At 74.4% G+C, this 25334-nt stretch carries 30 protein-coding genes and 1 tRNA gene; 18 read left to right on the top strand and 13 right to left on the bottom strand.

Annotated elements, in window-relative coordinates:
* Position 1: 1 nt before the first annotated feature.
* The 3 genes from HH311_RS20960 to HH311_RS20950 are packed head-to-tail and all read right to left on the bottom strand — an operon-like array spanning position 2 to position 2993.
* Positions 2-991, bottom strand: a complete 990-nt coding sequence (locus HH311_RS20960; RefSeq protein ID WP_169185615.1) for an ERCC4 domain-containing protein — start codon at positions 989-991, stop codon at positions 2-4.
* A gap of 17 nt (positions 992-1008) precedes the next feature.
* Positions 1009-1575 carry a TIGR03086 family metal-binding protein gene (locus tag HH311_RS20955; RefSeq protein WP_312030294.1) on the bottom strand — a complete coding sequence of 189 codons (567 nt, stop codon included), beginning with the start codon at positions 1573-1575 and terminating at the stop codon, positions 1009-1011.
* Between the two features lie 44 nt (positions 1576-1619).
* The gene (locus HH311_RS20950) at positions 1620-2993 is read right to left on the bottom strand and encodes a serine hydrolase domain-containing protein (protein ID WP_312030292.1); all 1374 of its coding nucleotides are present in this window, start codon (positions 2991-2993) and stop codon (positions 1620-1622) included.
* A gap of 119 nt (positions 2994-3112) precedes the next feature.
* On the opposite strand from HH311_RS20950, the gene HH311_RS20945 reads away from it, so the two are divergent.
* Positions 3113-3757, top strand: coding sequence for an NAD(P)-dependent oxidoreductase (locus HH311_RS20945; protein ID WP_211190565.1), 645 nt, complete (start codon positions 3113-3115; stop codon positions 3755-3757).
* Between the two features lie 128 nt (positions 3758-3885).
* Here HH311_RS20945 and HH311_RS20940 read toward each other — a convergent pair whose 3' ends face one another.
* Genes HH311_RS20940 through HH311_RS20930 form a run of 3 tightly spaced genes read right to left on the bottom strand, consistent with a single transcriptional unit; the run spans position 3886 to position 6637 of the window.
* Positions 3886-5283: an NAD(P)/FAD-dependent oxidoreductase gene (locus HH311_RS20940; protein ID WP_169185613.1), complete on the bottom strand. Its 1398-nt coding sequence runs from the start codon at positions 5281-5283 to the stop codon at positions 3886-3888.
* Positions 5280-6008, bottom strand: coding sequence for an FAD-binding oxidoreductase (locus HH311_RS20935; protein ID WP_169185612.1), 729 nt, complete (start codon positions 6006-6008; stop codon positions 5280-5282). Before HH311_RS20935 ends, HH311_RS20940 begins: the two co-directional genes overlap by 4 nt.
* An 8-nt stretch (positions 6009-6016) precedes the next feature.
* Positions 6017-6637, bottom strand: coding sequence for a sulfite oxidase-like oxidoreductase (locus HH311_RS20930; RefSeq protein WP_169185611.1), 621 nt, complete (start codon positions 6635-6637; stop codon positions 6017-6019).
* A gap of 175 nt (positions 6638-6812) precedes the next feature.
* Between HH311_RS20930 and HH311_RS20925 the strand changes: the two genes are divergently transcribed.
* The 4 genes from HH311_RS20925 to HH311_RS20910 all read left to right on the top strand — a co-directional run bounded on the left by HH311_RS20925 (position 6813) and on the right by HH311_RS20910 (position 8931).
* Positions 6813-7160 (top strand): UBP-type zinc finger domain-containing protein, encoded by a 348-nt coding sequence (locus tag HH311_RS20925; protein ID WP_169185610.1) that lies wholly within the window; start codon positions 6813-6815, stop codon positions 7158-7160.
* Positions 7161-7173: 13 nt separating this feature from the next.
* Complete coding sequence (locus HH311_RS20920; RefSeq protein WP_248292842.1) at positions 7174-7638, top strand: DUF5709 domain-containing protein; 465 nt, start codon at positions 7174-7176, stop codon at positions 7636-7638.
* Positions 7635-8366, top strand: coding sequence for a YoaK family protein (locus HH311_RS20915; RefSeq protein WP_312030291.1), 732 nt, complete (start codon positions 7635-7637; stop codon positions 8364-8366). Before HH311_RS20920 ends, HH311_RS20915 begins: the two co-directional genes overlap by 4 nt.
* A gap of 295 nt (positions 8367-8661) precedes the next feature.
* Positions 8662-8931: a hypothetical protein gene (locus HH311_RS20910; protein ID WP_169185609.1), complete on the top strand. Its 270-nt coding sequence runs from the start codon at positions 8662-8664 to the stop codon at positions 8929-8931.
* Positions 8932-8972: 41 nt separating this feature from the next.
* Here the strand turns inward: HH311_RS20910 and HH311_RS20905 are convergent, their stop codons facing one another.
* Positions 8973-9515, bottom strand: coding sequence for a YbhB/YbcL family Raf kinase inhibitor-like protein (locus tag HH311_RS20905; protein ID WP_169185608.1), 543 nt, complete (start codon positions 9513-9515; stop codon positions 8973-8975).
* A 46-nt stretch (positions 9516-9561) separates the two neighbouring features.
* Complete coding sequence (locus HH311_RS20900) at positions 9562-9792, bottom strand: zinc ribbon domain-containing protein (RefSeq protein WP_169185607.1); 231 nt, start codon at positions 9790-9792, stop codon at positions 9562-9564.
* Positions 9793-9847: 55 nt separating this feature from the next.
* Between HH311_RS20900 and HH311_RS20895 the strand changes: the two genes are divergently transcribed.
* The 7 genes from HH311_RS20895 (at position 9848) to HH311_RS20865 (ending at position 15907) form a co-directional block, all read left to right on the top strand.
* Positions 9848-10504: a DUF2461 domain-containing protein gene (locus HH311_RS20895; RefSeq protein ID WP_169185606.1), complete on the top strand. Its 657-nt coding sequence runs from the start codon at positions 9848-9850 to the stop codon at positions 10502-10504.
* A gap of 57 nt (positions 10505-10561) precedes the next feature.
* Complete coding sequence (locus HH311_RS20890; RefSeq protein ID WP_312030290.1) at positions 10562-10918, top strand: metalloregulator ArsR/SmtB family transcription factor; 357 nt, start codon at positions 10562-10564, stop codon at positions 10916-10918.
* A 23-nt stretch (positions 10919-10941) separates the two neighbouring features.
* On the top strand, positions 10942-12381 hold the full coding sequence (locus tag HH311_RS20885; RefSeq protein ID WP_169185604.1) for an ABC transporter substrate-binding protein: 1440 nt from the start codon (positions 10942-10944) through the stop codon (positions 12379-12381).
* 140 nt (positions 12382-12521) lie between these two features.
* Positions 12522-14063, top strand: coding sequence for an amidase (locus HH311_RS20880; RefSeq protein WP_169185603.1), 1542 nt, complete (start codon positions 12522-12524; stop codon positions 14061-14063).
* 28 nt (positions 14064-14091) lie between these two features.
* Positions 14092-14784, top strand: coding sequence for a nitrile hydratase subunit beta (gene nthB / locus HH311_RS20875; RefSeq protein WP_169185602.1), 693 nt, complete (start codon positions 14092-14094; stop codon positions 14782-14784).
* An 11-nt stretch (positions 14785-14795) separates the two neighbouring features.
* On the top strand, positions 14796-15407 hold the full coding sequence (nthA, locus tag HH311_RS20870) for a nitrile hydratase subunit alpha (protein ID WP_169185601.1): 612 nt from the start codon (positions 14796-14798) through the stop codon (positions 15405-15407).
* Positions 15407-15907 (top strand): nitrile hydratase accessory protein, encoded by a 501-nt coding sequence (locus HH311_RS20865; protein WP_169185600.1) that lies wholly within the window; start codon positions 15407-15409, stop codon positions 15905-15907. The genes nthA and HH311_RS20865 overlap by 1 nt, the downstream gene beginning before the upstream one ends.
* Positions 15908-16142: 235 nt before the next feature.
* On the opposite strand, the gene HH311_RS20860 is transcribed toward HH311_RS20865, so the two are convergent.
* Positions 16143-16727, bottom strand: a complete 585-nt coding sequence (locus HH311_RS20860) for a TetR family transcriptional regulator (protein ID WP_169185599.1) — start codon at positions 16725-16727, stop codon at positions 16143-16145.
* A gap of 146 nt (positions 16728-16873) precedes the next feature.
* On the opposite strand from HH311_RS20860, the gene HH311_RS20855 reads away from it, so the two are divergent.
* The gene (locus HH311_RS20855; protein ID WP_169185598.1) at positions 16874-18169 is read left to right on the top strand and encodes a cytochrome P450; all 1296 of its coding nucleotides are present in this window, start codon (positions 16874-16876) and stop codon (positions 18167-18169) included.
* Between the two features lie 10 nt (positions 18170-18179).
* Here HH311_RS20855 and HH311_RS20850 read toward each other — a convergent pair whose 3' ends face one another.
* Together HH311_RS20850 and HH311_RS20845 are read right to left on the bottom strand one after the other, a co-directional pair.
* Positions 18180-18467, bottom strand: coding sequence for a hypothetical protein (locus tag HH311_RS20850; protein ID WP_169185597.1), 288 nt, complete (start codon positions 18465-18467; stop codon positions 18180-18182).
* A gap of 51 nt (positions 18468-18518) precedes the next feature.
* On the bottom strand, positions 18519-20486 hold the full coding sequence (locus tag HH311_RS20845) for a 3-oxoacyl-[acyl-carrier-protein] synthase III C-terminal domain-containing protein (RefSeq protein WP_169185596.1): 1968 nt from the start codon (positions 20484-20486) through the stop codon (positions 18519-18521).
* 358 nt (positions 20487-20844) lie between these two features.
* Here HH311_RS20845 and HH311_RS20840 point away from each other — a divergent pair, with 358 nt between their 5' ends.
* Entirely contained in the window at positions 20845-21633 is a 789-nt protein-coding gene (locus tag HH311_RS20840) for an alpha/beta fold hydrolase (protein WP_169185595.1), read from the top strand.
* A 43-nt stretch (positions 21634-21676) separates the two neighbouring features.
* On the opposite strand, the gene HH311_RS20835 is transcribed toward HH311_RS20840, so the two are convergent.
* Positions 21677-21753, bottom strand: a tRNA-Thr gene (locus tag HH311_RS20835).
* A 95-nt stretch (positions 21754-21848) separates the two neighbouring features.
* Here HH311_RS20835 and HH311_RS20830 point away from each other — a divergent pair.
* The 4 genes from HH311_RS20830 to HH311_RS20815 all read left to right on the top strand — a co-directional run bounded on the left by HH311_RS20830 (position 21849) and on the right by HH311_RS20815 (position 24593).
* Complete coding sequence (locus HH311_RS20830) at positions 21849-22268, top strand: thioredoxin family protein (RefSeq protein ID WP_312030289.1); 420 nt, start codon at positions 21849-21851, stop codon at positions 22266-22268.
* Between the two features lie 112 nt (positions 22269-22380).
* A complete protein-coding gene (locus HH311_RS20825) occupies positions 22381-22803 on the top strand; it encodes a DUF4395 domain-containing protein (RefSeq protein ID WP_169185593.1) in 423 nt (140 codons plus the stop codon).
* A gap of 87 nt (positions 22804-22890) precedes the next feature.
* A complete protein-coding gene (locus tag HH311_RS20820) occupies positions 22891-23625 on the top strand; it encodes an SDR family oxidoreductase (protein WP_169185592.1) in 735 nt (244 codons plus the stop codon).
* On the top strand, positions 23622-24593 hold the full coding sequence (locus tag HH311_RS20815; RefSeq protein ID WP_169185591.1) for an RNA polymerase subunit sigma-70: 972 nt from the start codon (positions 23622-23624) through the stop codon (positions 24591-24593). Before HH311_RS20820 ends, HH311_RS20815 begins: the two co-directional genes overlap by 4 nt.
* Here the strand turns inward: HH311_RS20815 and HH311_RS20810 are convergent.
* The gene (locus HH311_RS20810; protein WP_169185590.1) at positions 24579-25334 is read right to left on the bottom strand and encodes an arylamine N-acetyltransferase; all 756 of its coding nucleotides are present in this window, start codon (positions 25332-25334) and stop codon (positions 24579-24581) included. The two genes, HH311_RS20815 and HH311_RS20810, sit on opposite strands and share 15 nt — an antisense overlap.

Genomic DNA, 25334 nt, shown 5'->3' with positions numbered 1-25334 from the left:
CTCAGTCCCGCGCTCTCGCCGCGCGGTAGGCCGCCCACACCTCGGGGCGGAGCCGGCCGCGGTCGGGGACGTCGAGTCCGGCCGACCGCGCCCAGGCGCGCACCTCCGCCGTCGTCGCCTCCGGGGCGGCGGGCGCGTCCGTCCCGATCTCGGACGCGGCGCCGTCGATCCGCTCGGCCACCACCGCCTCGTCCCGCGCCCACTCCGACGCGGCCGCCAGGAACCGGTAGGTCCACTCCTCGGCGAGCGGCCGGGTCTCGGCGAACACCACGGGGACCGACGGGTGCCGGACCTGCAGCTCGGCGAGCGAGTCCGCGATCTTCGCCGGCCGCACCCGCTCCTGGGCGAAGATCCCGGAGTACCGGTCCTCGACGACGACGGCGGCCCGCGGCAGCGTCGCCAGCTCGGCGACGGCGTGGCGGAGAGTGGAGTTGATCAGGCTGCCGACGAGGTCCGGGAGCGACTTGCGCTCGACCGCGGCGACGAGGCGCTCGCCGACGACGACGCCGTAGTCCCCGACCGGCAGCGCCCGGCCGACCGTGCGCACCTGCTGACCGGCGAAGCGGTAGGCGTAGCGCTCGTGGGAGTCGACGACGATCTCCAGCTCACCGTCCGCGCCCGCCGCCCGCGCGGTGGGGGTGCGGACCTGCGGGCGGGCCTGCTTGCGGGTGCGGGGCGACTGCCAGAAGACCATCTCCCGACCGCGGGCCCGGGTGAAGACGATCTGCGAGCGCCGCTCGCTGCGGCGGTCGGCGACGACGTCGATGGCCGCGCCGTGGCGCGCGCAGGACAGCAGCGGCGTCCGTTCGACGACGTCGAGGGCGGCCGGCCCGGGCCACTCCGAGCGGTCGGCCGGGTGGCAGTACAGCGCCTTCGTGCGCGGCCAGGTGTCCGAGGTCCGGAAGACGAGCCCGTCGCCGACCGGCACCCACAGCAGGTAGCCCAGGCTGGACTCCGGGTTCGGGTTCCGGACGATGACGAGCTCCGCCACGTCGCCGACCGTAGCGCTCAGGGGCGTCGTCCCGTCGCAGCGACGACGCGGTCGAGCAGCGGCGCGTCGTCGGGCACCGTCGCCGGTGTCCCCCAGAGGGCCGGGACGGGCGCGGCCGGCACGAAGACGAGCACGTGGTCGAGCGTGGCGCGCAGGGTCACCTCGGGGAAGCGCAGCGGCCGGCCGGTGGCGCGGGCGAGGTCCCAGCCGTGGACGACGACCTCGGTCAGCGCGGCCCGGCCCCACGTCGCGTTGGGCAGCGCCACGCCGGTGTCCGTGTCGCCCTCCCACGCCGCCGGGTCGCGCCAGGCGTCGGCGAGCCGGGCGAGGACGTCGGCGAGCCGGGCGAGGACGTCGGCGAGGTCGCGCCGCCAGGTCGGTCCGCGGTCGGGGCCGTACGGCGGCGCGGGCTCGTCGTCGCCGTGGCGCCCGATCACGGCGAAGCCCTGACCGGCGAGGTCGAGGTGGGCGACGACGCCCGCGACGTCGAGGGCGTCGCACGGGGTCGGGAGGGCGAGCTCGTCGTCGTGCAGCGCGGCGACGAGGGCGGCGGTGGCCTCGCAGGCGGGGGTCAGGTCGGGCACGGGGGTCGGTGTCACGTCCTGGAGACCCGCCGAGGGCGGTGGGCTCATCGCCAGCCGGCGCGGTCCACGTCGCCGGGGACGACGTCGGCGGGGGCGTAGGGCTCGCGGGTGAAGACGAAGCTGCCCAGGTCGAGGTGGCTGACCGTCCCGTCGGGGTCGCGCACCGCCCGCAGCACCTCGCCGGCGTAGTAGCCGTCGAGCCCCACCCAGCTGCCGTCGGGGCCGGGCCGGAAGCGGGACGCCCGCGCCCCGCCGCCGAGCCCGCCGATCGAGAGCTCGTCGGCGCCGTGCGCCCGGAGCGCGACCGGCGCCGCGCCCCAGTACCAGGGGCCCGTCAGCGCCAGCAGCTCCGGCGACGGCGCGGCGGGCACCCAGGCCGCGGGCAGCCGCGGCTCGCGGTCGGCGACGAGCGCGAGCAGCTCGGCCACCGTCGTCCCGATCGCCGGACCCGACGTGGCGTTCGCGAACACGATGCCGGCGAGGTCCTCGACCGGGTCCACCCAGAGCGTCGCGAGGAACCCGGGCATCGAGCCGGTGTGGCCCGCGAGGTCGCGGTGGCCGTGGCGCAGCAGCTGCAGGCCGAGACCCTGCGAGCGCAGCGGCTCGCCCGGCTCGGCCGGCGCCGACGGCGCGCGCATCTCGGCGAGCGTGTCGGCGCCGAGGACGGCGTCGTCGCCGTGCAGCAGGAAGGTGCCGTACCGGCCGAGGTCGGTGGTGGTCGACCACAGCTGGCCCGCGGGCGCCATGAGCCCCGCGTCCTCGGTCGGCTCGGGCAGCAGCGCGTCGGCCCAGGGGTGCACCGCCCAGCCGGCGGCGTGCGGCGGCGTCGGGTGGTAGGTGGTGCGGTCCATGCCGAGCGGGTCGAGGATCTCGGCCTGCAGCGCGGCCGTCCACGACGTGCCGCGCAACCGCCCGACGAGGGCTCCGAGCAGCGCGAACCCGACGTTGGAGTAGTGGTGGCGCCGTCCCGGCCCGCGTAGCGGCGGGATCGCGACGAGGCTCGCGAGGTCCGGGCGCACGGCGCCGTCGGAGCGCTCCCACCAGGGCGCGCCCGTCTCGGCCGCGAGCCCCGAGGAGTGCGCGAGCAGCTGGGCGAGGGTGGGGTCGGTGACCGGGGCGTCGGGGAGGTGGCGGCCGAGCGGGTCGTCGAGGTCGAGGCGGCCCTCGTCGCGCAGCCGCATCACGAGGACGGCGACGAAGGTCTTGGTGATCGAGCCGATGCGGTACTGCGTGTCGGGCGTCGGCGTCCCGTCCTCGACGGTGCCGCGCGCGCCGGTCCAGACGGTCTCGCCGCCACGGACCACGGCGCCCGCCATCGACGGGGTGCGGCCCCGGGACTGCTCGACGGCGAGCCGGTGGTCCAGCAGGTGGGCGGTGGTGTCGAAGAGCGCGCCGGGCGCTGCGGTCGTGTCGGCCACGGCGACATCCTGGCGGCAGCGCGGTCCGTCGTCGGCGCGCGGTCCGTGATGCCGGTCTCGTCGCGTGGTGAACCCCTCGTCGTCGGGCGATCCCGGCTCGACACGACGACGAGGGGGAGATGGCCGTGCAGGTCACCGTGTTCGGCGCGACGGGCAAGATCGGCTCGCTGGTCGTCCGCCGTCTGCTCGACGAGGGCCACGACGTGACGGTGTTCGTCCGCTCGCCCGGCAAGCTCGAGGTGGCGGCCGCGGCGGTCGACGTCGTCAGCGGCGAGCTGACCGACGCCGAGGCCATCGCCGACGCGGTGGCCGGGGCGGACGCCGTCGTCAGCGCGCTCGGGCCGCCGATCGACCCGTTCGTGCGCGGCACTCCGCTGACCGACGGCACCCGGCGCATCGTCGCGGCGATGCACGACGCCGGGGTCCGGCGGCTCGTCGCGCTGGCCACCGTGAGCGTCCCCGACCCGCGGGACCGCCCGCGCCTGCTCGACCGCCTGGTGCCGATCGCGATCGGCCTGCTGATCCCCGGCGCGCTGCGCGAGGTGCAGGGGATCAGCGAGGTCGTCGCGACGTCGGGGCTGGACTGGACCGTGGCGCGGATCTTCGCGCCCATCGACGTGCCGGCGAATCACACGGTGCAGGCCGGGTTCCTGGGCCGCGACCCGGTGGGCGTGGAGATGTCGCGCGCCGACATCGCCGACTTCCTGGTCGACCAGATCGCCGACGAGCGCTTCGTCGGGGCGGCACCGGCGATCAGCAATTAGGGCAGAGCCCATGTGAACGAATTTGGTCGTGGGAGCGACCACAAGCGTTCACATACGCGCACGCAGGTGGGCTTGGAGAGGCGCGTCCTGTTGTGAACGTTTGTGGTCGCTCCCACGACCAAATTCGTTCACATGCCGTAGGCCTCCAGCAGCCGCAGCCACACCTCGCTCATCGTCGGGAACGACGGGACGGCGTGCCACAGCCGCTGCACCGTCACCTCGCCGACGATCGCGATCGTCGCGCCGTGCACCATGTCCGCCACGTCCTGGCCGACGAAGGTCGCGCCGACGATCACCTCGCGCTCGGTGTCGACCACGAGCGTCGCGAAGCCGTCGTACCCGTCGGCCTGCAGGGATCCGCCCGCGGTGTTCCCGATCTCGTAGGACACCGCGCGCACCGGCAGGCCCGCGTCGCGCGCCGAGGCCTCGGTGTGCCCGACGGCGGCCACCTGCGGGTCGGTGAAGATCACCTGCGGGACGGCGGTGTGCTCGGCCGTCGTCGCATGGTGGGAGTACCGCCCGCCGAGCTCCTTGCCGTGGGCGCGGGCGACGACCACGTCGCCGCAGATGCGCGCCTGGTACTTGCCCATGTGCGTGAGCTTCGCGCCGGTGCTGGCATCGCCGACGGCGTAGAGCCAGTCGCCGAGCACGGTCGTCGAGTCGTCGGCCGGCAACGGCTTCCCCGGCTCGAGCCCCACGGTCTCCAGGCCGAGGTCGTCGGTGGTCGAGCGGCGCCCGGCGGCCACGAGCAGCTCGGCGCCGCGCACCTCGGACCCGTCGTCGAGCGACGCGACGACCTCGCCGCCCTCCCGGCGGACCGCGCGCATCGACGTCCCGAGCCGCACGTCGACGCCGTCGGCCTCGAGCGCCCGCTGCACGCGGCGGCCCGCCTCCGGCTCGGTGTTCGGCAGCAGCCGCTCGCCGTGCTGGACCAGCGTGACCTGCGCGCCGAGGCGCTGGTAGGCGGTGGCCATCTCGACGCCCACCACCCCGCCGCCCAGGATCAGCAGCGACGACGGCACGTCCTTGACCTGGGTGGCGTCACGGTTCGTCCAGGCGCCGACGTCGTGGATGCCGTCGACCGGCGGGTACGTCGGGACCGACCCGCTCGCGACGACGACGTAGCGCGCGGCCACCGACGTCGTCGTACCGTCGTCGTGGGCCACCTCGACGGCGCGCTCGCCGGCCAGCCGGCCGCGTCCGCGCAGCAGCGTGATCCCGGCGCCGGAGAGCCAGTCGGCTTGGCCGGAGTCGTCCTCGGCGGCGAACTGGTCACGCCGGGCGAGCACCTCGGCCACGTCGATCGGCCCGGCCTGGACGCCGGGCACGCGGTGCGCCGCGGCGAGCAGGTCGACCGGGCGCAGCAGCGCCTTCGACGGGATGCACGCGTAGTAGGAGCACTCCCCGCCGACCAGGCCCGCCTCGACGATCGCCGCCGACAGGCCCTGCTGGTGGGCGCGGTCGGCCACGTTCTCGCCGACGGGACCGGCGCCGATCACCACGACGTCGACGTCCAGGTCACTCATGTGCTCGCCTCATCCTCGTCGATCTCACCGCTGGGCCCGAACCGCTCGACGCGGATCGTGTCAGCAGGCTGCCCGGCCGCCAGCAGGTGCGACTCCATCGCCAGGGTGAACCGTGCGGATCCGCACACCAGCGCGGTGGCGCCGGGGTCGGCGATGGCCCCGACGGCGGCGGCGTCCAGCCGGAAGCCTCCCGGCTCGCGGGAGAGGGCGACCAGCGCCCCGGCTGCCTCCAGCTCCTCGCGGTAGGGCAGGTCCGCGGCCGTCCGCGCCGACACCGCGAGCGAGAGCAGTTCGGGGCGCCCGACCTCGCGGGCGTGTCGCAGCATCGAGACGAGCGGCGCCACCCCGCTGCCGCCGCCGATCCCGAGGGCGGGGCCGTACCCGTCCCACACGAACCAGCGCCCGATCGGCCCGCGGACCTCGAGCTCGTCGCCGGGCTCGACGACCTCGGCGAGGAAGCCGGACACCTCGCCGTCGGGCACCCGCTCGACGTAGAGCTCGACGAGGTCGTCGGACGGCGCCGAGACCGTCGAGTACGACCGGCTGGCCGTGTAGCCGTCCTCGGCGCGCAGCCGGACCACGTAGTGCTGGCCGGGCCGGTGCAGGACGCGGTCGGGCACGTCGAGCCGCAGGACCACCGCGATGTCGCCGTGGTGGCGGACGTCGACGACGCGGGCGTCGCGCCACACCGCGGCCAGCCGCCGGTCGTTCCCGATCTCGGTCATCGGTCGGGTCAGTCGCCGTCGAAGCGCTGCTCGAGCCACGGGTCCCCGTGGTCGTGGTAGCCGTTGAGCTCCCAGAAGCCGGGCTGGTCGTGGTCCAGCAGATGGATCTTGGAGATCCACTTCGCGGACTTCCAGAAGTACAGGTGCGGCACGACGACCCGCACCGGGCCGCCGTGCTCGCGGGAGAGCGGCTTGCCCTCGTGCTCCCACACCACCCACGCCTTGCCGCCGGTCACGTCCTCCAGCGGGAGGTTGGTGGTGTAGCGGGTGGTCGACTCCTCGACGACGTGGGTCGCCTCGGGCAGCGGCTGCGCGATGCCGAGCAGGGTGTCGAGGCTGATGCCGGTGAACGAGGTGTCGAGCTTCGACCAGGTCGTCACGCAGTGGATGTCGCCGCGGTAGGTGTCGTCGGCGGCGCCCGCGAGCGCCTTGAGCTCGGCGAGCGACCAGCTCGTCGGGTGCGCGACGAGCCCGTCGATCGTCAGCGACCAGCGCTCGGCGTCGACCCGCGGCGTCGCCTCGGCGGTGAGCACGGGCCACGACCTCCCGACGTCGTACTGGCCCGGGGGCAGGCGCGGATCGCGCTCGGCCTGCCGTCGCCGACCCGTGAAGCCGCGGGTGATCGCCATGGTCGGGCTCCTCTCGACACGTGTGCCCGGACGGCCCAGCCTAGGGAGGCGGCGTCACGGTCCGCTTGCGTCGAACGACCGCAGTCACCCGGTTCATCCCCCGGTGCAGGAGCGAGACGCACGACAGTCGTCCAACGGATACCGCCGGGCCGCGGGAGCGAGCACGATCATCCCCGTGACCGAGCCGCTCGAGATCGATCCCGCCGCCGCACCCTCCGGGCCCGGCTGCCTGGAGTGCGAGCGCGACGGCGGGTGGTGGTTCCACCTGCGCCGGTGCGCCGCCTGCGGGCACGTCGGCTGCTGCGACTCCTCCCCCGCGCAGCACGCGACCGCCCACGCCCGCGGGGCCGGACACCCGATCCTCACCAGCTACGAGCCGGGCGAGTACTGGTTCTACGACGACCGTTCCGGCGCCGCCGGCGAGGGGCCCGACCTCGCCGCGCCGCGCCACCACCCGACGTCGCAGCCGACCCCCGGTCCCGCCGGCCGGGTACCGGCCGACTGGCAGCGGCACCTGCACTGACCGGGAGACACCGATGACCGAGCCCATGACCGACCCCGACGACCTCTCCGGCGACGACCCGGACGGCGACGACGACACGGTGTTCGAGCAGCTCGACGAGACCGACACGCTCGCCGACCCCGACGTCCCCGACCCGCTCGACGAGGGCGTCTCCCCGAACGAGCGCCCGGAGGGCGTCACCGCGTGGGGCGTCACCGAGGAGGAGGAGCGCGAGGGCGAGCCGCTCGACGGGCGCCTGCGCCGCGAGGTGCCGGACGCCTCCTTCGACGACGAGGGCAGCCCGGATCGCGGTGATGGGCTCGGCGACGAGAGCGACACCGACGGGGAGCTCTACGACGACGAGGTGGGCGAGGCCCGCGCGGGCCGGCTCGTACTGCGCGACGACGGCGAGGACTTCTGGGCCGACGACATCGGCGTCGACGGCGCCGGCGCGAGCGCCGAGGAGGCCGCCGTGCACCTCGTCGACGACGAGGGGTGAGCGCGCCACCGCGCTGGGACGGCGCCCTGCTGCGGGGGCCGGTGCACGGGCCGCTGCCGGTGCTGCTGCTGGTGATGACGACGGCCACCGGGCTCGTCGACGCCGTCAGCGTCCTCGGCCTCGGGCGGGTCTTCGTCGCGAACATGACCGGCAACGTCGTCTTCCTCGGCTTCGCCGTGGCGGGCGCTCCCGGTTTCTCGCTGGCGGCCTCGCTCGCCGCCCTCGGCGGCTTCCTCGTCGGCGCGCTGATCGGCGGCCCGCTGGCGTCGTCGCGGGCCCACCGGCGGGGTCACCTGCTCCGTGACGTGGCGCTCGTCGAAGCCGTGCTGCTGTTCGTGGGCGTCGGCCTGCTCGCCGGCGCCGGTGGCACGCCGGGCAGCGGGCTCGCGGCCGCGGTCGCGGCGCCGGCCGCGGTGGCGCTGGGTCTCCAGAACTCCGCCGTGCGCCGCCTCGCCGTGCCCGACCTGACGACGACCGTGCTCACGATGACCCTCACCGGCATCGCGGCCGACGTCCGCTCCGCCGGGCGGCCCGTGGTGACCCGCCGTGTCCTCGCGGTGGTGACGATGTTCGTGGGGGCACTGGCCGGGACGCTGCTCGTGCTGCACGCCGGGCTCGCCTGGGCGCTGCTGCCCGCGCCGGTGCTCCTGGTGCTGGTCGTCGTCGTGCTCGCCGTCGCGGTCCGGCGGCCGGCGCCGTGGCAGGACCCGGCCGGCGCCCCGGCCTGACCCGCCCCGCCCTGGCTCGGCGAACGGCACGCCATCCACGTGCCGAGCCCCGCGGCCTGCGCGGCGTGCCCCTCGGCCCGGGTCGCCGGCCGCCGCCACGAGCCGTGACGTCGCGTCGTCGGGACCCCGCCCGAGGGTGACGGGCGTCGCTGTCGCGCAGCGCACGTCCACGTGTACCGAGAGCATCCGGCGAGGCACCCTGACGTGGTCGCCCCGACGTTGCGGCCACACCCGCTGTACCCGACCTGGCGGGCTCGGTCCGAGCGTCAGACGACCTTTCTGGTGGTGGTTACCGATGACGATGCCGACGACTTCCGTGCCCTGGATGGGCAATCGCGTGGAGATGTGGGAGATCGAGGGCACCGAGCTGACCGCTCTCGAGTGGCACCGGCCGTGGAACGGCACGATGCGCGGCTTCCGGGTGCTGGGCACCGAGGAGCTGACGCAGGTGTGCGCGGCGGTCGAGGAGGCCACCGCCGAGCTGCGGCCCGCGCCCCGCCTGGTGGGCGTCGCGGGTGAGCCGCTCGACCTGGAGGCCTTCCTCGAGGAGATCCTCGACCGCTGACCCCGGTACCCGGCCCGCCGACGGCGGGCCGGGCCCTGGCGTCAGCCGGAGACCTCGTAGACGGGCGTGATCGTCGCCCGGCCGATGGTGTGGAAGAACAGGTTGAACCCCAGGAACGCCGGGGTGGCGTCCTCGCCGACCCCGAGGTCCTCGACGTCGACCGCGTGGACCACGAAGTAGTACCGGTGCGGCCCGTGCCCACCGGGCGGGGCGGCGCCGATGAAGCGGTGGGCGCCGGCGTCGTTGGCCAGCGTGATCGCGCCGGCCGGCAGCAGGCCCTTGTCCGGGTCGCCCGCGTCCGCCGGCAGCGACGTCGTCGACGCCGGGATGTTGACGACCGCCCAGTGCCAGAACCCGCTCGCCGTCGGCGCGTCGGGGTCGTAGCAGGTCACCGCGTAGCTCCGGGTGCCCTCGGGTGCGCCCGACCAGGAGAGCTGGGGGGACACGTCCTCGCCCCCGGCGCCCATGATCCCGCTGACGTGGGGTGTCTCGAGGGTCTGCCCGTCGGTGACGTCGCTGCTGGTCACCTCGAAGGTGGGGACGTCGGGCAGGAAGCTGTACGGGTCGGGTGGCTGCGGCGCCACGGTGCCTCCTCGTCTCGCGTGACTGGTCCGCGAGAGCCTTACCCCGTCAGCCGCCGCAGCACCCGCCGCCGCAGCACCCGCCGCCACCGGCCGGGGCCATCGCCGGGCGGGCCGGGGACGCCGTCCGGGCGCGCCCGCCGAGCGAGACGGTGGAGAGCAGCTTGACGGTGTCGGTGTGCCCCGCCGGGCAGTCCGCGGGGTCGGAGGAGCGCTGCATCGGCCGGTCCACCTCGAAGGTCGACCCGCACTCGCGGCACCGGAACTCGTAGCGCGCCATGACCGGGGACATTAGGCCGCCCGACGTCCGCGGAACAGTCGTCTACGGTGCCGCCGTGGGGTTCACGGGGTTCGGCGACGCGGCCGTCGACTTCTACGAGGGGCTCGAGGCCGACAACTCGAAGGCCTACTGGAGCGACCACAAGCACCTCTACGAGAGCGACGTCCGCGGGCCGATGCACGCGCTGCTCGCCGACCTCGAGGCCGAGTTCGGCCCCGGGCGCATCTTCCGACCGCACCGCGACGTCCGCTTCGCCGCGGACAAGTCGCCCTACAAGGTCCAGTGCGGCGCGACCGCCGGCCCGCACTACGTGCAGCTCTCGGCCGACGGCGTCATGGTGGCGGTCGGCTACTACGCGATGGTGCCCGCGCAGGTGGCCCGCTACCGGGCGGCCGTCGACGACGAGCGCCACGGCCCGGTCCTCGCGGGGATCGTCGACGACCTCGAGGCCGACGGCTTCACCGTCGCCGGCGACCGGCTCAAGACCCGCCCCCGCGGCACCGACCCCGACCACCCGCGCCTCGACCTGCTGCGTCATCGCAGCCTCTACGCCTGGTACCGGTGGCCGCCGTCGGACGAGCTGCACACCCCGGCCCTGGCCGAACGGGTCGCGACGACGTGGCGGCGCCTCGCCCCGCTGGGGCGCTGGCTCGACGAGCACGTGGGGGTCGACCTCGACGACGCGGCGGAGCGGGCTCGTCGCCGCCGCTGACCACACCCTCTTCCGACGATGTGTGGTCAGTCATCGACGGGTGATACGTTGCCCGCCGTGGAGACGGACGAGGAGCGCGCGTTCGACGCGCTCTCCGACCGCGTGCGGCGCCGGATCCTGGCCGTGCTCGGGGAGCATGGCGAGCTCTCCGTCGGCGAGATCGCGGGCCGCATCGACGCGGTCGGCCGCACCACCGTCTCCAGCCACCTGCGGGTCCTGCGGACCTCGGGCCTGGTGCGCGAGCGGCGCGAGGGCCGCAACCGCTTCTACAGCCTCGACGTCGACGGCGCCGTCCGCGATGCTTTCGTGTTCCTGCAGTCGATCCTGCAGCAGGCCGTCGACGGGGTGGCCGCGACGGGACCCGCCGTCGCGCCCGGGACCCCGGTGACGGACGAGGAGCAGGGGACCGGCTGACCCCACCCCGGTGGAAGGGCCCGATGCAGACCACCACGGTCGCCGCCGAGCGCACCGTCGCGCGGCCGCCGCACGAGGTGTTCGCCCTGTTCGGGAGCGCCGAGGGCGCGGGGTGGATGTTCGACGCGCGCTGCGACGACGTCCGCCGCGGCGCTCCGGTGAGCATGCGGCTGCCGCTCGACGACCTCGGGCGCCACGACGTCGACGTCCTCGGCCGCCTCTCGCGGGTGGTGCCCGCCGCGATCATCGACATCGAGCACACCCAGCCGTGGCGCGGCCGGCTCTGCCTGCGGTTCACCCCTGCCGGCCCGCGCGGCACCCGGGTGCAGGTGCGCGCGCACGTGCCGGCCGACGGCGTCGAGTGGCTGCTGCACCGGCGCGGCATCCCGCTCCCGGAGCCTCCCGACGACGGCGCGGTGCGGGTGGGCGTCGTCGCGACCTCCTCCGGGCCGGGCGCGGTGTACTCCTTGTCCGCGGAGCTGATGGCCGAGCTCGCCGTGGCCGAGGTGAACGCCGACGGCGGGGTCGGGGGCCGCCCGCTGCGCCTCGTGGTCGCCGACGACGCCACCGACGAGGCCCAGGCCGCCGTCGAGGCCGAGCGCATGGCCCGGCTCGGCTGCCGGGCCGTCTTCGTCAACAGCACCTCGGCCAGCTTCGAGGCGGTGCGCCGGGTCCTCGCCGGCCGCGGGGTGCTGGTCGTGCACAGCGTGCTCAACGAGGGCGGCGGGCTCTCCCCGACGGCCGTCCGCTTCGGCGAGCGCCCGCACGCCCAGCTCGAGGCGCTGGTGGCCCCGACGATGGCGACGACGGGGGCCCGGCGCTGGTTCCTGGTGGGCGAGGGCTACGTGTGGTCCTACGGGGCTCACGCGGCCGCGCGGCGCGCCATCGCCCGGGCCGGCGGGGACGTCGCCGGCGAGGCCCTGAGCCCGCTCGGCACGACCGACTTCTCCGCGACCGTGGAGGCCGTCCGGCGCTCGGGTGCGGACCTCGTGCTGTCCACCCTCGTCGGCGCCGACGAGGTCGCCTTCGAGCGCCAGAGCGAGGCCGCCGGGCTGCGGGACACCACGCGCACCGTCTCGCTCGCGCTCGAGGAGTCCACGCTCGCGCACATCGGGCCGCGGGCCGGGACCGGCCTGCGGACGGCGCTCTCCTACTTCCAGGACAACCCGGTCGCGGGCAACGACGACCTGCTGTGCCGCTACCGCGCGGCGTTCGGCGAGTTCGCGCCGGCGATCACCACGCTCTCCGAGACGGTCTACGAGGCGATCCACCGCTACGCCCGGGTGCTGCACCGCGACCCCGACGGCGCCGCGGCCGCGCACGCGCGCGCCCTCGTGCGGCGCGCCGAGGGTGCGCCCGACGACGTCGTCGGGACCCGGGACCTGGTGCGCCCGCAGCTCTACGTGGCCGAGGCCGGGCCGTCGGGCCTGCGGGTCCTCGACGCGGCGGCGCCCAGCCGCTGAGCGGGTCGGTCGCGATGACACGCGACCGAAACATGTGGACGCGTCGGTGATCATTGACGTATTCGCGCCGCGCTCCCTACGGTGCTCGTGGTCACAGCCGGTCCCCCGACCACCGGCGCGAGAGCCCCTGGAGCCGCCCGATGCCGCTGCCCACCCCGGACCACGAGGCGCTGACCGCGGTCGCGGCCGGCTACGGCCTCGGCCTCTCCCCCGACGAGGTCGCCGAGTTCGCGCCGGTGGTGACGGGCCTGCTCGCGTCCTGGGACGCCGTCGCCGAGCTCTACGAGGCCGAGACGCCCGCGGCCCCCGAGCGCCCCTGGACCCGCCCCGATCCCGCCGACAACCCCTACCACGCCTGGTACGTGACGACGTCGATCACCGAGGCGTCGTCCGGCCCCCTCGCCGGGCGCACCGTGGCGGTCAAGGACAACACCGCGGTCGCCGGGGTCCCGATGACCAACGGCTCGACGACCATCGAGGGCTTCGTCCCCTCGACCGACGCGACGATCGTGCGCCGCCTGCTCGACGCGGGCGCCACCGTCGCCGGCAAGGCCGTGTGCGAGGACCTCTGCTTCGCCGGCGCCTCGATCACCGCGTCCACCGGCGACGTCGAGAACCCGTGGGACACCACGCGCAGCGCCGGCGGCTCCTCGAGCGGCAGCGCCGCGCTCGTCGCGGCGGGGGTGGTCGACATGGCCACCGGCGGCGACCAGGGCGGGTCGATCCGGATGCCGGCGGCGAACTGCGGGCTCGTCGGGCACAAGCCGACCTGGGGGCTCGTCCCCTACACCGGGGCCTTCCCCATCGAGTTCACCGTCGACCACGTCGGCCCGATGACGCGCACCGTGTCCGACGCGGCGCTCATGCTCTCGGTGATCGCCGGACGGGACGGGCACGACCCCCGCCAGCCCGCGGACCTGCGGGTCCAGGACTACCTGGGCGCCCTCGACGGCGGGGCGCAGGGCCTGCGGGTGGGGGTGCTGCGCGAGGGGTTCGGGCTCCCGGAGTCCGAGCCGGAGACCGACGACGCGGTGCGGACCGCGATCGGCGCGCTCGCCGACGCGGGCATGACCGTCAGCGAGGTGTCCGTGCCGTGGCACCTGCACGGGCCGCGCATCTGGGACGTCATCGCCACCGAGGGCGCCACTTCGCAGATGATCGACACCTACGGGTACGGCCTGAACTGGAAGGGCCTCTACGACCCCGAGGTCATGGACCACTACGGAAGCCGCTGGACCGAGGACGGCTCCCGGTTCCCCGACACCGTGAAGCTGGTGCTGCTCGCGGGCAAGTACGGGCTCAACGCCACCCACGGCCGGCACTACGCCATGGCGCGCAACCTCGCCCCCAAGCTCGCGGCGGCCTACGACGCCGCCCTGGCCGACGTCGACCTGCTGGTCATGCCCACCGTGCCGATGCGCGCGACGGTGCGCCCCGGCCGCGACGCCCGACCGCCGGAGCTCCTCGCCCGCGCCCTGGAGATGCTCGCCAACACCAGCCCGTTCGACGTCACCGGCCACCCGGCCTGCTCGGTGCCCGCGCCGCTGGCCGACGGACTGCCCGTCGGGATGATGCTGGTCGGCCGCCAGTTCGACGACGCCACCGTCCTGCGCGCCGCGCACGCCTACGAGCACGCCGTCGGGGGCTTCCCGACGCCCGCGCCGGCGACCGCCGCCGTCTGATCCGACCCGACCCACTGGAGGAGTTCCCGTGAACGGCATCCACGATCTCGGCGGCAGGGACGGGATCGGCGCGATCAACCCCACCGAGTCCGAGCCGGTGTGGAAGGCGGAGTGGGAGAAGCACGCCCACACGTTCTTCCCGCTGGCGTTCCGGGCGGGGTTCTTCGGCGTCGACTCGTTCCGCTTCGGCATGGAGCAGATGGACCCGGTCGAGTACCTGACCTCGCCCTACTACGAGCACTGGCTCCACTCGGTCACCCACCACGGCGTGCGCAAGGGGCTGCTCGACCCCGAGGAGATCGAGAAGCGCACGCAGTACTACCTCGAGCACCCCGACGCCCCGCTGCCCGAGGACAAGGATCCCGAGGGCGAGCTGGTCGCGTTCATCGAGGCGGTCATCCCCGCCGGGGCGCCGGCGGGCCGCGACACCGGCAAGGTCGCGAAGTTCGCGGTGGGCGACCGGGTCACCGTCGTCGCCGACGCCCCGCACGGCCACACCCGCAAGGCGAACTACATCCGCGGGAAGACGGGCGTCGTCGAGCTGGCCCACGGCGAGATGATCTACCCCGACACCGCGGGCAATGACCTGGGCGAGGCGCCCGAGCACGTCTACACCGTGCGCTTCACCAACGCCGAGCTCTGGGGCGCCGAGGCGGCCGAGCCGAACGGCTCGGTCACCTTCGACGTCTGGGAGCCCTACATCGTCCCCGCGAGCGAGTGAGGAACCCCGCCATGAGCACCGCCGAGAGCGTGCCCACCACCGATCACCAGGCCCAGATCGCCGCGCGCGTCAAGGCCGTCGAGTCGATCATGATCGAGAAGGGCCTCATGACGTCGGCCGCGGTCGACCGGCTCGCCGAGATCTACGAGAACGAGGTCGGGCCGCAGCTCGGCGCCCGGGTCGTCGCCAAGGCCTGGACCGACCCCGACTTCAAGGCCCGCCTGCTCGAGAACGCCAGCACGGCGTGCGCGGAGCTCGGCATCGGCGGCCTGCAGGGCGAGGACATGGTGGCCGTCGAGGACACCGACGACCTCCACCACGTCATCGTCTGCACGCTGTGCTCCTGCTACCCGTGGCCGGTGCTCGGGCTGCCCCCGAACTGGTACAAGGAGCCGGCCTACCGCGCGAGCATGGTGCGCGCGCCGCGCCGGGTGCTGCGCGAGGAGTTCGGGTACGACGTGCCGGAATCGGTCGAGATCCGGGTCTGGGACTCCAGCTCCGAGCTGCGGTACTGGGTGCTCCCGCAGCGACCGGCGGGGACCGACGGCTGGAGCGCCGAGCAGCTCGAGGCCCTCGTCACCCGCGACTCGATGATCGGCGTCGGCCGGCCGAAGCAGCCCTGATGGGCGACGACCACGGCCACGGTCACGGCCACCTGCCCTTCGCCGACGGCGAGGCGTACGAGGACCTCGACGCCACCGTCGTCGGCGAGGGCCGTACCGGCTACCGGCAGGACACGACGGAGCTCGGCGACGCCCGGCGTCGGGTCGAGAAGCTGGTGTGCGAGCTGCCCGGGGCCGACCAGCCCTTCCGCGAGCAGTGGGAGCTGCGGGCGTTCGCGATCGCGGTCGCGGCGTACCACGAGGGCCACTACGAGTGGAGCGAGTTCCAGCTCTCGTTGATCGAGTCGATCCGGCAGTGGGAGGAGGGCACGGGCGGCGAGCCCTGGAGCTACTACGAGCACTGGCTCACCGCGCTGGAGACGGTGCTCGCCTCCTCCGGCGCGCTGTCGGACTCGCTCGCGCTCGACGACCGGACCCGCGAGGTGCTGGCCACCCCGCGCAACGCCAACCACCACCGGCCGCGCCGGGAGCCGGTGGCCGTCGACCCCGCGGTGGGCTGACCGCCGCTGTCCACGAGCCCCTGCCCGCCCCGAGCGGGCAGGGGCTCGCCTGCGCCGCGGGCCGTCCACGTCGGGCCACGGCGGCCGGGCCGAGTGGACCCCCAGGGTCGCCCGGGCAGCCGTGGGCGCCCACTCGGCGGGCCGCGGCCGCCCAGGGCGACGCCGAGTGGACCCTCAGGGTCGCCGGGGCAGCCGTGGGCGCCCACTGGGCGAGCGCGTCCCGGGTCCCTCCCCGTCAGCGGGGCACGGCCACGATCGCGGTGGCGAGGTCGGCGACGTGGGCGGCCACCCGCGCGGGCGGGTGCAGCGGCAGCACGATGTGGCTGACGGTCAGCCGGGTGACCGTCTCGGCCGTCGCGCTCAGGACCCGGGGGTCCAGGTCGGGGTGGTGGCCGCCGAGGGTCGCCGCCACGTGGTCGCGGGCCCGCGTGATGACCGGCCCGCCGTCGCTGGTGAGCAGGGGCAGGAACTCGTCGCTGCTGGTGCCGGTGAGCACCGCCCGGAGCAGGGCCTCGGTGGCGGCGGTCTCCAGCGTGTACCGCACGGTCGCCTCCCACTGCGCCCGCAGCGTGGTCTCCCGCCCGATGACGGCGTCGATGCCCTCGAGGAAGCGGTCGAGCAGCCGCAGGATCAGCGCCTCGGCCAGGCCGTGCTTGTCGCCGAACGCGTTGTAGACCGTCTGGCGGCTGACCCCGGCCCGGGTCGCGACCGCCCGCACCTGCAGCCCGTCCCAGCCGTGGGCCACGACCTCCTCCGCCGCGACGTCGAGCACGGCGTCACGCATGAGGTCGCGGGCGGAGTCCCGCGGACGGCGAGCCACGCAGGCAGCGTAGACAGCTGGCACTGATGTGTCGATCCAGTGGACACATCGGCCGTCTGTGTTTGACACAGGAGGTACATGTGTCCAGACTTAGTGTCGTCGCCGTCACGATCTTTTCGGCGGCGAGCCACGCGAGGAGGCCGACGATGTCCGAGCACACGACGAGCACCGCCAGCGGCAACCCGGACCGCCCCTACGACGACGAGGACATCTCCTCCCGGGCGTTCTGGTCGACGACCGCCGAGGAGCGCGAGAAGACCTTCGCCCGGCTCCGCGAGCGCGGCACCGTCACCTGGCACCCGCCGATGGAGGACTCGCTGCTCGACGACCCCGAGGACTTCGGCTTCTGGGCGGTGACGACCTACGACGACCTCGTCGAGGTCACCAAGCGCAACGACGACTTCCTCTCCGGGCCGGGCATCCTCATGGAGAGCGCGCCCGCCGAGTTCGTCGAGGCCGCCCAGTCGATCATCGCGATGGACCCTCCGCGGCACTCGAAGATGCGCAAGCTGGTCTCTGCGGCGTTCACCCCGAAGCAGATGCGGCGGATCAACGACCGGATCGAGGCCAACGCGCGGAAGGTCGTCGACAACCTCGTCGCGCAGGCCGAGGCGGGCGGCGGCACCGCCGAGTTCGTCGGCGAGTGCGCCGAGCTGCTCCCGATGCACAACATCAACGACATGATGGGCGTGCCGGAGGGCGACCGGCAGGAGGCCAACCGGGAGATGAAGGTCCTCGTCGGGTGGCACGACCCCGAACTGGTCGGCGACACCCAGGAAGAGGTCCTGGGCCGGATGTTCCAGGCCATCGTCTCGACCCACCAGCTCTGCATCCGGCTGGCGAACGAGCGCCGCGAGGAGCCCCAGGACGACCTGATCACCGCGCTGGTGCAGGCCGAGGTCGACGGCGAGAAGCTGTCCGACGAGGACATCGCGGCGTTCTTCTGCCTGCTCACGATCGCCGGCACCGACACCACCCGGCAGTCGACCAGCCATGGGCTGCGGGCCCTCACCGACCACCCCGACCAGCGGGAGTGGCTGCTCGGCGACCTCGAGGGCCGCGTCGCGACCGCCGTCGAGGAGATCGTGCGCTGGGCGACCCCGATCATGACGTTCCGCCGGACCGCCGCCCGGGACCTGGAGTTCCGCGGCGCCGAGATCACGGCCGGCGACAAGGTCGTGATGTTCTACAGCTCGGCGAACCGGGACGGGTCGCGCATCGACCGTCCCCACGACCTCGACCTCTCCCGCCACCCCAACCCGCACGTGAGCTTCGGCGGCGGCGGCATCCACCACTGCCTGGGCAACCAGCTCGCGCGGTTCCAGCTGCGCGCGCTGTTCACCGAGCTGCTCACGCGGGTCCCGCACGTCACCGCGGGCGAGCCCGAGCTGATGCCGGGCAACTTCTTCCACGTGGTCAAGCGGATGCCCGCGCACCTGTGACCGGGCGTGGTCAGGGCCGGTAGCCGCCCAGGTGCTCGACGACGTCGGTGACCGGCGGTTCCTCGCACCGCGCATCGAGCGTCTCGGTGTAGGCGGTGAACTCGACCAGCCGACGGAGCTGGCTCGGGTCGTCGACGTCGAGCACGGACAGGACCGTCACGCCGTCCTCGAGGCGGTAGACGTCCCACCGCAACCAGTCGGGGCGGACGCGGTCCAGCTCGTCGCGCACGGCCGCGACGAGCTGCGCGTCGAAGTCCTTCTGGTCTTCCCTGAGCCGGTACCGGCTGACCACGCGCACCTCTGCACCTTCCCCGGCCGGGCCGGGCGGCGCCACCCTTCGCGGTCGGTGCTACTCGCCGAAGGCCACCCGGACGTCGTCGATGGTGGTCGGGGCCCGCTGCGCGGGAGCCGTGGGCAGGGTCTCGACGGGATCGAGGACCACCTCGTCGGCCACGATCGCGGGGTCGATGCGGACGACCGCGTAGCCGCCCACGGCCCCGGCCCCGAATCCGGGCTCGAAGATCCTCATGGGGTGGTCGATCGCGCCGTCGCGGACGGCGTCGTGGATGGCGATGGGGATGCTCGCGGCCGACACGTTGCCCATGGACTCGATGTCGAAGTAGAGCTGGTCGGCCGACAGCCCCGCCTTCGCCGCCAGGTCGAGGATCATCGTCTTGTTGGCCTGGTGGGGGACGATGAGCTCGATGCTCTCCAGCAGGCTCCGGCCGGGATCGTCGGGGTCGGTCTGCTCGGAGAGCTCGCCGAGCATCTGGTCGAGGTAGCGCCGGACCAGCGACTTGACCTCGGGCCCGTAGACGGTGATGTCGTTGTCGAACTCCGGGTTCGGCCAGATGATCGAGTTGACCTCCGATGCCGGCCCGCTCGCATAGGTCTGCAGGACCTCGACGTCGACCGGGACGCCCGGCGCGGCCGGAGCCACGACCATCGCGGCCGCCCCGTCGCCGAAGATCATCCTGGAGGTGCGCGCGCTCCCGATCTTGTCGGAGAACTTCTCGACGCACACCAGGAGCACGGGCCGGTCGACCTCCTGGAGCTGCCGGACCGCCTCGGCGAGGCCGTACGGCAGTCCGGCGCAGGCGGCGACCAGGTCCATCGACGTGTGGGTCTGCGCCAGACCCAGCTCGCCGGACACCCAGCAGGCGATGGAGGGGATCTGGCGGTTGCTGGTGCAGGTGCTGACCAGGACGGCACCGATCTCGTCGGGTGTCCGGCCGGACTTCGCGAGCGCCGCTCCGGCCGCCTCCAGCGCCAGCTGGTGGGGGTCGCGCGCCGAGTAGCGCCGCTCACGGATTCCGGTCTTGCGGGCGATCTCCTCGGCGCTCATCGGCGACCACGAGAAGCTGGTGTTGCGGATGACGTCGACGTTGTCGCAGACGTGCTCGCCACGCACCACGGCCAGCGCCTCCAGCGCCGGCCGCACCGCGAAGGCCTCGCGCACCCTCACCGGCGGATACGGCGTCCGCGGCGCCATCGGCTCCACCGGCGCCCTCGACGCCCCGACCACGGCGGGGCCGCTGGGGTGGGCCTGCTTGGCCCGCTCGATGAAGGCCATGACGTCACGGTCGCGCGGGTGGAAGGTGACGACGAAGTCGTCCGGGCCGATGTCGGCCGCGCGGCGCAGCGTCGTCCGGGAGCCGTCCCACGGGTACTGGTTGTGCAGCACCATCGCCCAGCGCGTGAGGGCCTCGAGCTCGGGCACCTCCTCGTCGGCGTCGAGGATCTCGTCCATCGCGAAGACGTGGTGGTCGGGATCGTGGTCGGGCATCACGAAGGTGAGGGCGTCGGGTTGCGCCAGGAACTCGGCGACGGTCGGCTTGATCGCGGGGAGCTCGGTGGCGTGGTGGAGCTTGTGCCGGAACACGTCGAAGAGCAGGGCGAAGACCCGGTCCTCGGTCTCGGCCGCCCAGCGCGGCGGCAGTTCCTGGTAGGCGCGCTCGACCGCCGCCACCTTGCGCTCGCGGTCCTCCCACGGGGTCAGCACCGGGAGGAAGACGTCGTCGCGGTGGCGGGGCACGTCGCGCCACCGGGTCGGGCGCTTGTCGAACATCGTCATCGAGTAGCGGTTGACCCAGAACAGGTTCTGGCCGAGATCGCGCAGCAGCTCGAAACGGCTCGGGTAGGAGCCGTTCTCCACCCGGTGGAGGATGTCGGTGCCCGTCGGGGCCTTCGCCTCGAAGTCCCGCTCGATGACCGCGGTGAACTGCTCGAGCGTGTCGAGGACCGTGAAGTCCAGCTCGCCGAAGACGTTGGCCGGGAAGACCAGACGGCCATGACGGTTGATCACGAAGGGCTTCACGGCACCACCCCGGGCGTCCTGCGTGAGCGGTGGCCGGGTCGGCCACGTCGGCGCTCACTGTAGAAGAGCCGCAGACCTGCGCGATCCGCGTGCCGGACGTACCGGCTGGGCCGCGCCGTCGTCCTGGCGGCCGACCACGCGATGATCGGGCTGGTCCGGTCGGACGCACTTGGTCCGAGCGCCGGTGGGTCGCGCCCGTTGTGGGCATCGCTCGGGGGTGTCCTCCACCGAAGGTCCGAGAACGGCGACGGGCGCTGCCGGGAGCCCGGCGGCCCGCGTCGATCCGTCCGGAACGGTCAGTCGCGACGGCACGTGGATCCGGACATGGGACAACCAGGTCGCCGGACTCCCGGTGGTGGTGAGCAACGGGATGGGGGCGCCGCCGTCGGCGTGGCCGCTGCTCGCCGAGCCGGGGTGCGGCGTGCACGCGGTCTCCTGGTACCACCGCGGCCTCGACGCGTCGGAGCGCCCCGAGGACCTCGACCGCGTCACCGTCGAGGACCACGCCGCCGACCTCGAGGCGGTGATGGACGCCGCCGGGATGGACCGGGCCGTGCTGGTCGGCTGGTCGGTCGGGGTGAACATCGCCTTCGCGTTCGCCCGACGCCACCCCGAGCGCGTCGCCGGGATCCTGGCCGTCGGAGGCGTGCCGGGCGACCCGTTCCGCGTCCTGTTCGGTCCCAGCGGAGTGCTCCGTGAGCTGCGAGAGCCGCTCGGGCGCCTGGGGGCCTGGGGCCTGCGGTGGGTGGGGCCGCCGGTGGCCGCCGCGGCGTCGATGCTGCCCCCGTTCCTGGACTCCGCCCAGGCCCTCGTCTCCCTGGCCGGGTTCCCGGTGCCGCCGGGACTGAAGGCGACCGGGGCCGTGGCCCGGGAGTTCGCCACCCACCCGTGGACCTGGTACTCCCGGCTCGTGCTCGCGGCCGGCGAGCAGGAGCCCATGGACACGGGGTTCGCCACGTTCCCGGTGACGATCGTCGGTGGCGTCCTGGACAACCTCGCCGACGTCGACGATCTCCGCCGCACCGCGCGCCGGCTGCCCCGGGCTCGGTTCGTGCCGCTGCTCGGCGGCCACTTCCTGCCCCTGCAGTACCCCGGCCGGATCCACCGCGAGCTGCTCGACCTCGTCGAGCGCTCCGACCTGGCGTGACCGGCACGCCATTGCTGGTCAGCACGCTGCTGACCAGCAATGATGGAGCCGCCTGTCGGAATCGAACCGACGACCTACGCATTACGAGTGCGTTGCTCTGGCCGACTGAGCTAAGGCGGCAGTGGCGTCGAGTGTAGGCGAGCGGGCCCCTGCCCCGGACGGCCGGGGTCGGGAACATCGTCGTCGGGCACCGGGTTGGCCCTGACGTGTCCGCCGTGGGAGCGATCGTCGTCGTCGCCGTGCTCGTGGTCGCCACCGTGGTCGGTCTCGCCCTGCGCGCCCGGTCCGGGAAGGTGCGGACGACGACGGGCGCCGCGTCCGGGTGGTCCCTCGCGCACGTGACCCCGGAGCCCGACGACCGCGTCCTGCTCCTCCAGCTCTCCTCGCCGATCTGCACGCCGTGCCGCCAGACCGCCGCGCAGCTGACCGAGCTCGCCGCGCAGCGGCCGGGCCTGCGCCACGTCGAGATCGACGTCGGCGACGCCCCCGCGGCGGCGTCGGAGCTGCACGTCATGCGCACCCCGACGACGATCGCGTTCGCCCGCGACGGCCGTGAGCTGCTGCGGGTTTCGGGCGTGCCTCGTCGTCGGGACCTGCTCGAGGCGCTGGACAGTGAGCTGACCGGCGCAGGATGATCCTCCGCGTGCTGACCCGTCGGCGTGCCGTGGACCACGGCCGCCTCGCCTCGGACCTCTGTCCGGGCCGCTGACCTCCGTCGCGCCCGCACCCCTCCCCGAGGAACCCACCATGCCGCTCGACCCGCGCGGTGTGCGCTTCGCCGCCGCCGTCACCACCGTCGTCCTCGCGCTCGTCCTGATCACCGGCAGCGGGTGGCTCGCGCTCGCCCAGGCGGTCGTGTTCGCCCTGCCCGCGGTGTTCGGCATGCGCTGGTCGCCCTACGGCGCGCTGTTCCGGCTGGCGGTGCGCCCGCGTCTCGGCCCGCCCGCCGAGACCGAGGACGCCGCGCCCGTGCGCTTCTCCCAGACCGTCGGCCTCGTCTTCACGGTGGTCGCCGCGGCGGGCTACCTCGCCGGCGTCCCCGCGCTCGGCATCGTCGCCACCGCGTTCGCGCTGCTCGCCGCGTTCCTCAACGCCGCGTTCGGCTTCTGCCTCGGGTGCGAGGTCTACGGGCTCGTCACGCGGTTCCGCGCCGCCGGCCGCCCGGCCTGAGTGAGGCAGGTCACAGTCGCGGCGTGACGGTTCCCTCCCCGCCGGGCGGTCTCGACGAGGCACCATCCGCCCAGCACGGAGGCCCTCATGCCCGAGCCCACCCGACCCGCCGTCGTCACCGGAGCCAGCCGCGGCTTCGGGCGAGCCATCGCCACCGCCCTCGTCGCCGCGGGGATGCCCGTCGTCGGCCTCGCCCGTGACGCGGGGCGCCTGCGCACGCAGCAGGAGGAGCTCGGGGAGGGCTTTGTCCCGGTCGTCGGCGACGCTGTCGACGAGGAGCTCGCCCGGTGGGTGCTGGCCGAGCACGACCCGCGGCTCCTCGTCCTCAACGCCGGAGCCGCCCCGACGATGGCGCCCGTCCACGAGCACACCTGGGAGTCCTTCAGCGCTCCGTGGGAGGTCGACGCCCGGCAGGCGTTCACCTGGGCCAAGGTCGCCCTGACGGCGCCGTTGCCGCCCGGCAGCCACGTGGTCGCCGTGTCGAGCGGGGCCGCGCTGCGGGGCTCGCCGCTGTCCGGGGGCTACGCCGGGGCGAAGGCCGCCGTCCGGTTCGTCGCCCGCTACGCCGCCGAGGAGTCCGACCGGGCGGGGCTCGGGATCGGGTTCACGACGCTGCTCCCGCAGCTCACCGCGGCCACCGACCTCGGTGCGGCCGCGGCGGCCGCCTACGCCGCCCGTGCCGGTGGCGTCACCTCCGGCGCTCCCGGCCTCACCCCCGAGCAGGTGGGCAAGGCCGTCGTCGGGATCGCCCTCGACGACGCGGCCCCGGGCGCCGAGTACCTGCTCACCGCGGCCGGACCGCAGCCCCTCGAGGCGCCGTGACCACCGCGACCGAGTTCAGCGCCCGGGCCGAGCCGTTCCGGCCCGAGCTGCTCGCGCACTGCTACCGGATCCTCGGGTCGGTCCACGACGCGCAGGACGTGGTGCAGGAGACCTACCTGCGGGCCTGGCGCGGCATCGACCGCTTCGAGGAGCGCTCCTCGCTGCGCCGCTGGCTCTACAGCATCGCGACCCGGGCGAGCCTGAGCGCCGTCGGGACCCGCGGACGGCGCCCGCTGCCCTCGGGGCTCGCCGCGCCGCAGGACGACCACCGGGTCGCCGTCGCGGCGGGCGACCCGACGGTGCCGTGGCTCCAGCCGGTGCCGGACGCCCTGCTCGGCGGGGACCCGGCCACGATCGTCGCCGGCCGGGCCGGGGTCCGTCTCGCCTTCGTCGCCGCCCTGCAGGTGCTCCCGGCACGCCAGCGGGCGGTGCTCGCGCTGCGCGACGTGCTCGGGTTCTCCACCGCCGAGACCGCGGAGGTCCTCGGCGCGACCGTCGACGCCGTCGACAGCGCCCTGCGCCGGGCCCGCGCCCGCCTCGCCGGGGCCGCCCTCGACCCCGAGACCCTCGACGAGCCCGACGACGAGGCCCGCCGGGACCTCCTCGACCGCTACGTCGACGCGTTCGCCCGCGCCGACCCGGAGGCGCTGGTCGCGGTCCTGCGGGCCGACGTCGAGCTCGAGATGCCGCCCACGCCCACGTGGTTCACCGGGCGCGACGCGGTGGTGGGCTTCCTGGCCGGCCGGGTGCTGCGCCGGGCGGGGACCTGGCGGATGACGGAGACCCGGGCCAACGGCCAGGTCGCCCTCGTGGTCCACCGGGCCGACGACGACGGCGCGGTCGTGCCGTACGGCGTGCAGGTCCTGACGGTGGCCGGTGGGCGCGTCGGGCGGATCACGGCGTTCAACGACCCGGCGTTGGTCCCGCTGTTCGCGGATGCCGCCCCGCAGGGGTCACGCCGACGGTGAGGCGCCGCCCGGGTGCAGCGGCACCGGGAGCCGGTCGAGGACGATGCCGAAGAGGTCGCGGTAGGCGGCGAGTGCCTCGTCGTCGGAGAGCTCGTCCTCGGTGCGGGTCCCGTCGGCCGCGGTCCGGATGAGCTGGTGCCCGGCGAGCGTCACGCGGCCCGCGGGTGAGCGCGGCAGGGTGCACGTCGGGCCGTGGGTGAACACGGAGTCGGGGTGGTTGGCGGTCCACCAGCACGTCGGCCCGAAGTCGCGGCGCGCGTACTCGCGGCCGTCGAGCCGGTAGCCGGACCCGCCGTCGGGGCCCACGACCTCGACGTCGCCGCCCGGCTGCGGGTCCACCTGAGTCGACGGGGCCGCCAGCTCCAGCGCCGGCACGCAGAACCCGCCGAACCCGACGTCGACCAGCCGCGCGACCCGGTCGTCGCCGGTCACCCGCAGGGCCTGGTGCGCGAGCGGCGCCGTGTCGGTCTCGCCGGCGTGCACCCGGGCGCCGAGGAACGCGACGTCGTACCCGAGCTCGGCCAGCAGGGCGGCGAACAGGCCGTTGAGCTCGTAGCAGAAGCCACCCCGGTGTCGTCGCACGATCTTGTCGAACAGCGCGTCGGGGTGGGTGTCGATGGGTTCCCCGAGGTGGATCGAGAGGTTCTCGAAGGGCACCGCGTGGTAGTGCCGGTCGGTGAGGGTCGCGAGGTCGTCCTCGGCGCTCGCTCCGATGCGCGCCAGGTACTCGGCGACGTCCAC

It is taken from the genome of Actinomycetospora sp. TBRC 11914 (assembly GCF_012933465.1).
Classification (GTDB): domain Bacteria; phylum Actinomycetota; class Actinomycetes; order Mycobacteriales; family Pseudonocardiaceae; genus Actinomycetospora.
The sequence above is the reverse complement of the archived record's forward strand: the minus strand, read 5'-3'. Positions and strand labels throughout refer to the sequence as shown.

What these genes read in the sequence shown, in the direction of transcription:
- HH311_RS20880 (WP_169185603.1), top strand. Translation starts at nt 12,522, where the DNA reads ATGCCGCTGCCCACCCCGGACCACGAGGCGCTGACCGCGGTCGCGGCC.
- HH311_RS20910 (WP_169185609.1), top strand. Translation starts at nt 8,662, where the DNA reads ATGACGATGCCGACGACTTCCGTGCCCTGGATGGGCAATCGCGTGGAG.
- HH311_RS20865 (WP_169185600.1), top strand. Translation starts at nt 15,407, where the DNA reads ATGGGCGACGACCACGGCCACGGTCACGGCCACCTGCCCTTCGCCGAC.
- HH311_RS20900 (WP_169185607.1), bottom strand. Translation starts at nt 9,792, where the DNA reads ATGGCGCGCTACGAGTTCCGGTGCCGCGAGTGCGGGTCGACCTTCGAG.
- HH311_RS20940 (WP_169185613.1), bottom strand. Translation starts at nt 5,283, where the DNA reads ATGAGTGACCTGGACGTCGACGTCGTGGTGATCGGCGCCGGTCCCGTC.
- HH311_RS20930 (WP_169185611.1), bottom strand. Translation starts at nt 6,637, where the DNA reads ATGGCGATCACCCGCGGCTTCACGGGTCGGCGACGGCAGGCCGAGCGC.
- HH311_RS20825 (WP_169185593.1), top strand. Translation starts at nt 22,381, where the DNA reads ATGCCGCTCGACCCGCGCGGTGTGCGCTTCGCCGCCGCCGTCACCACC.
- HH311_RS20945 (WP_211190565.1), top strand. Translation starts at nt 3,113, where the DNA reads ATGGCCGTGCAGGTCACCGTGTTCGGCGCGACGGGCAAGATCGGCTCG.
- HH311_RS20820 (WP_169185592.1), top strand. Translation starts at nt 22,891, where the DNA reads ATGCCCGAGCCCACCCGACCCGCCGTCGTCACCGGAGCCAGCCGCGGC.
- HH311_RS20935 (WP_169185612.1), bottom strand. Translation starts at nt 6,008, where the DNA reads ATGACCGAGATCGGGAACGACCGGCGGCTGGCCGCGGTGTGGCGCGAC.
- HH311_RS20885 (WP_169185604.1), top strand. Translation starts at nt 10,942, where the DNA reads ATGCAGACCACCACGGTCGCCGCCGAGCGCACCGTCGCGCGGCCGCCG.
- HH311_RS20855 (WP_169185598.1), top strand. Translation starts at nt 16,874, where the DNA reads ATGTCCGAGCACACGACGAGCACCGCCAGCGGCAACCCGGACCGCCCC.
- nthA (WP_169185601.1), top strand. Translation starts at nt 14,796, where the DNA reads ATGAGCACCGCCGAGAGCGTGCCCACCACCGATCACCAGGCCCAGATC.
- HH311_RS20920 (WP_248292842.1), top strand. Translation starts at nt 7,174, where the DNA reads ATGACCGAGCCCATGACCGACCCCGACGACCTCTCCGGCGACGACCCG.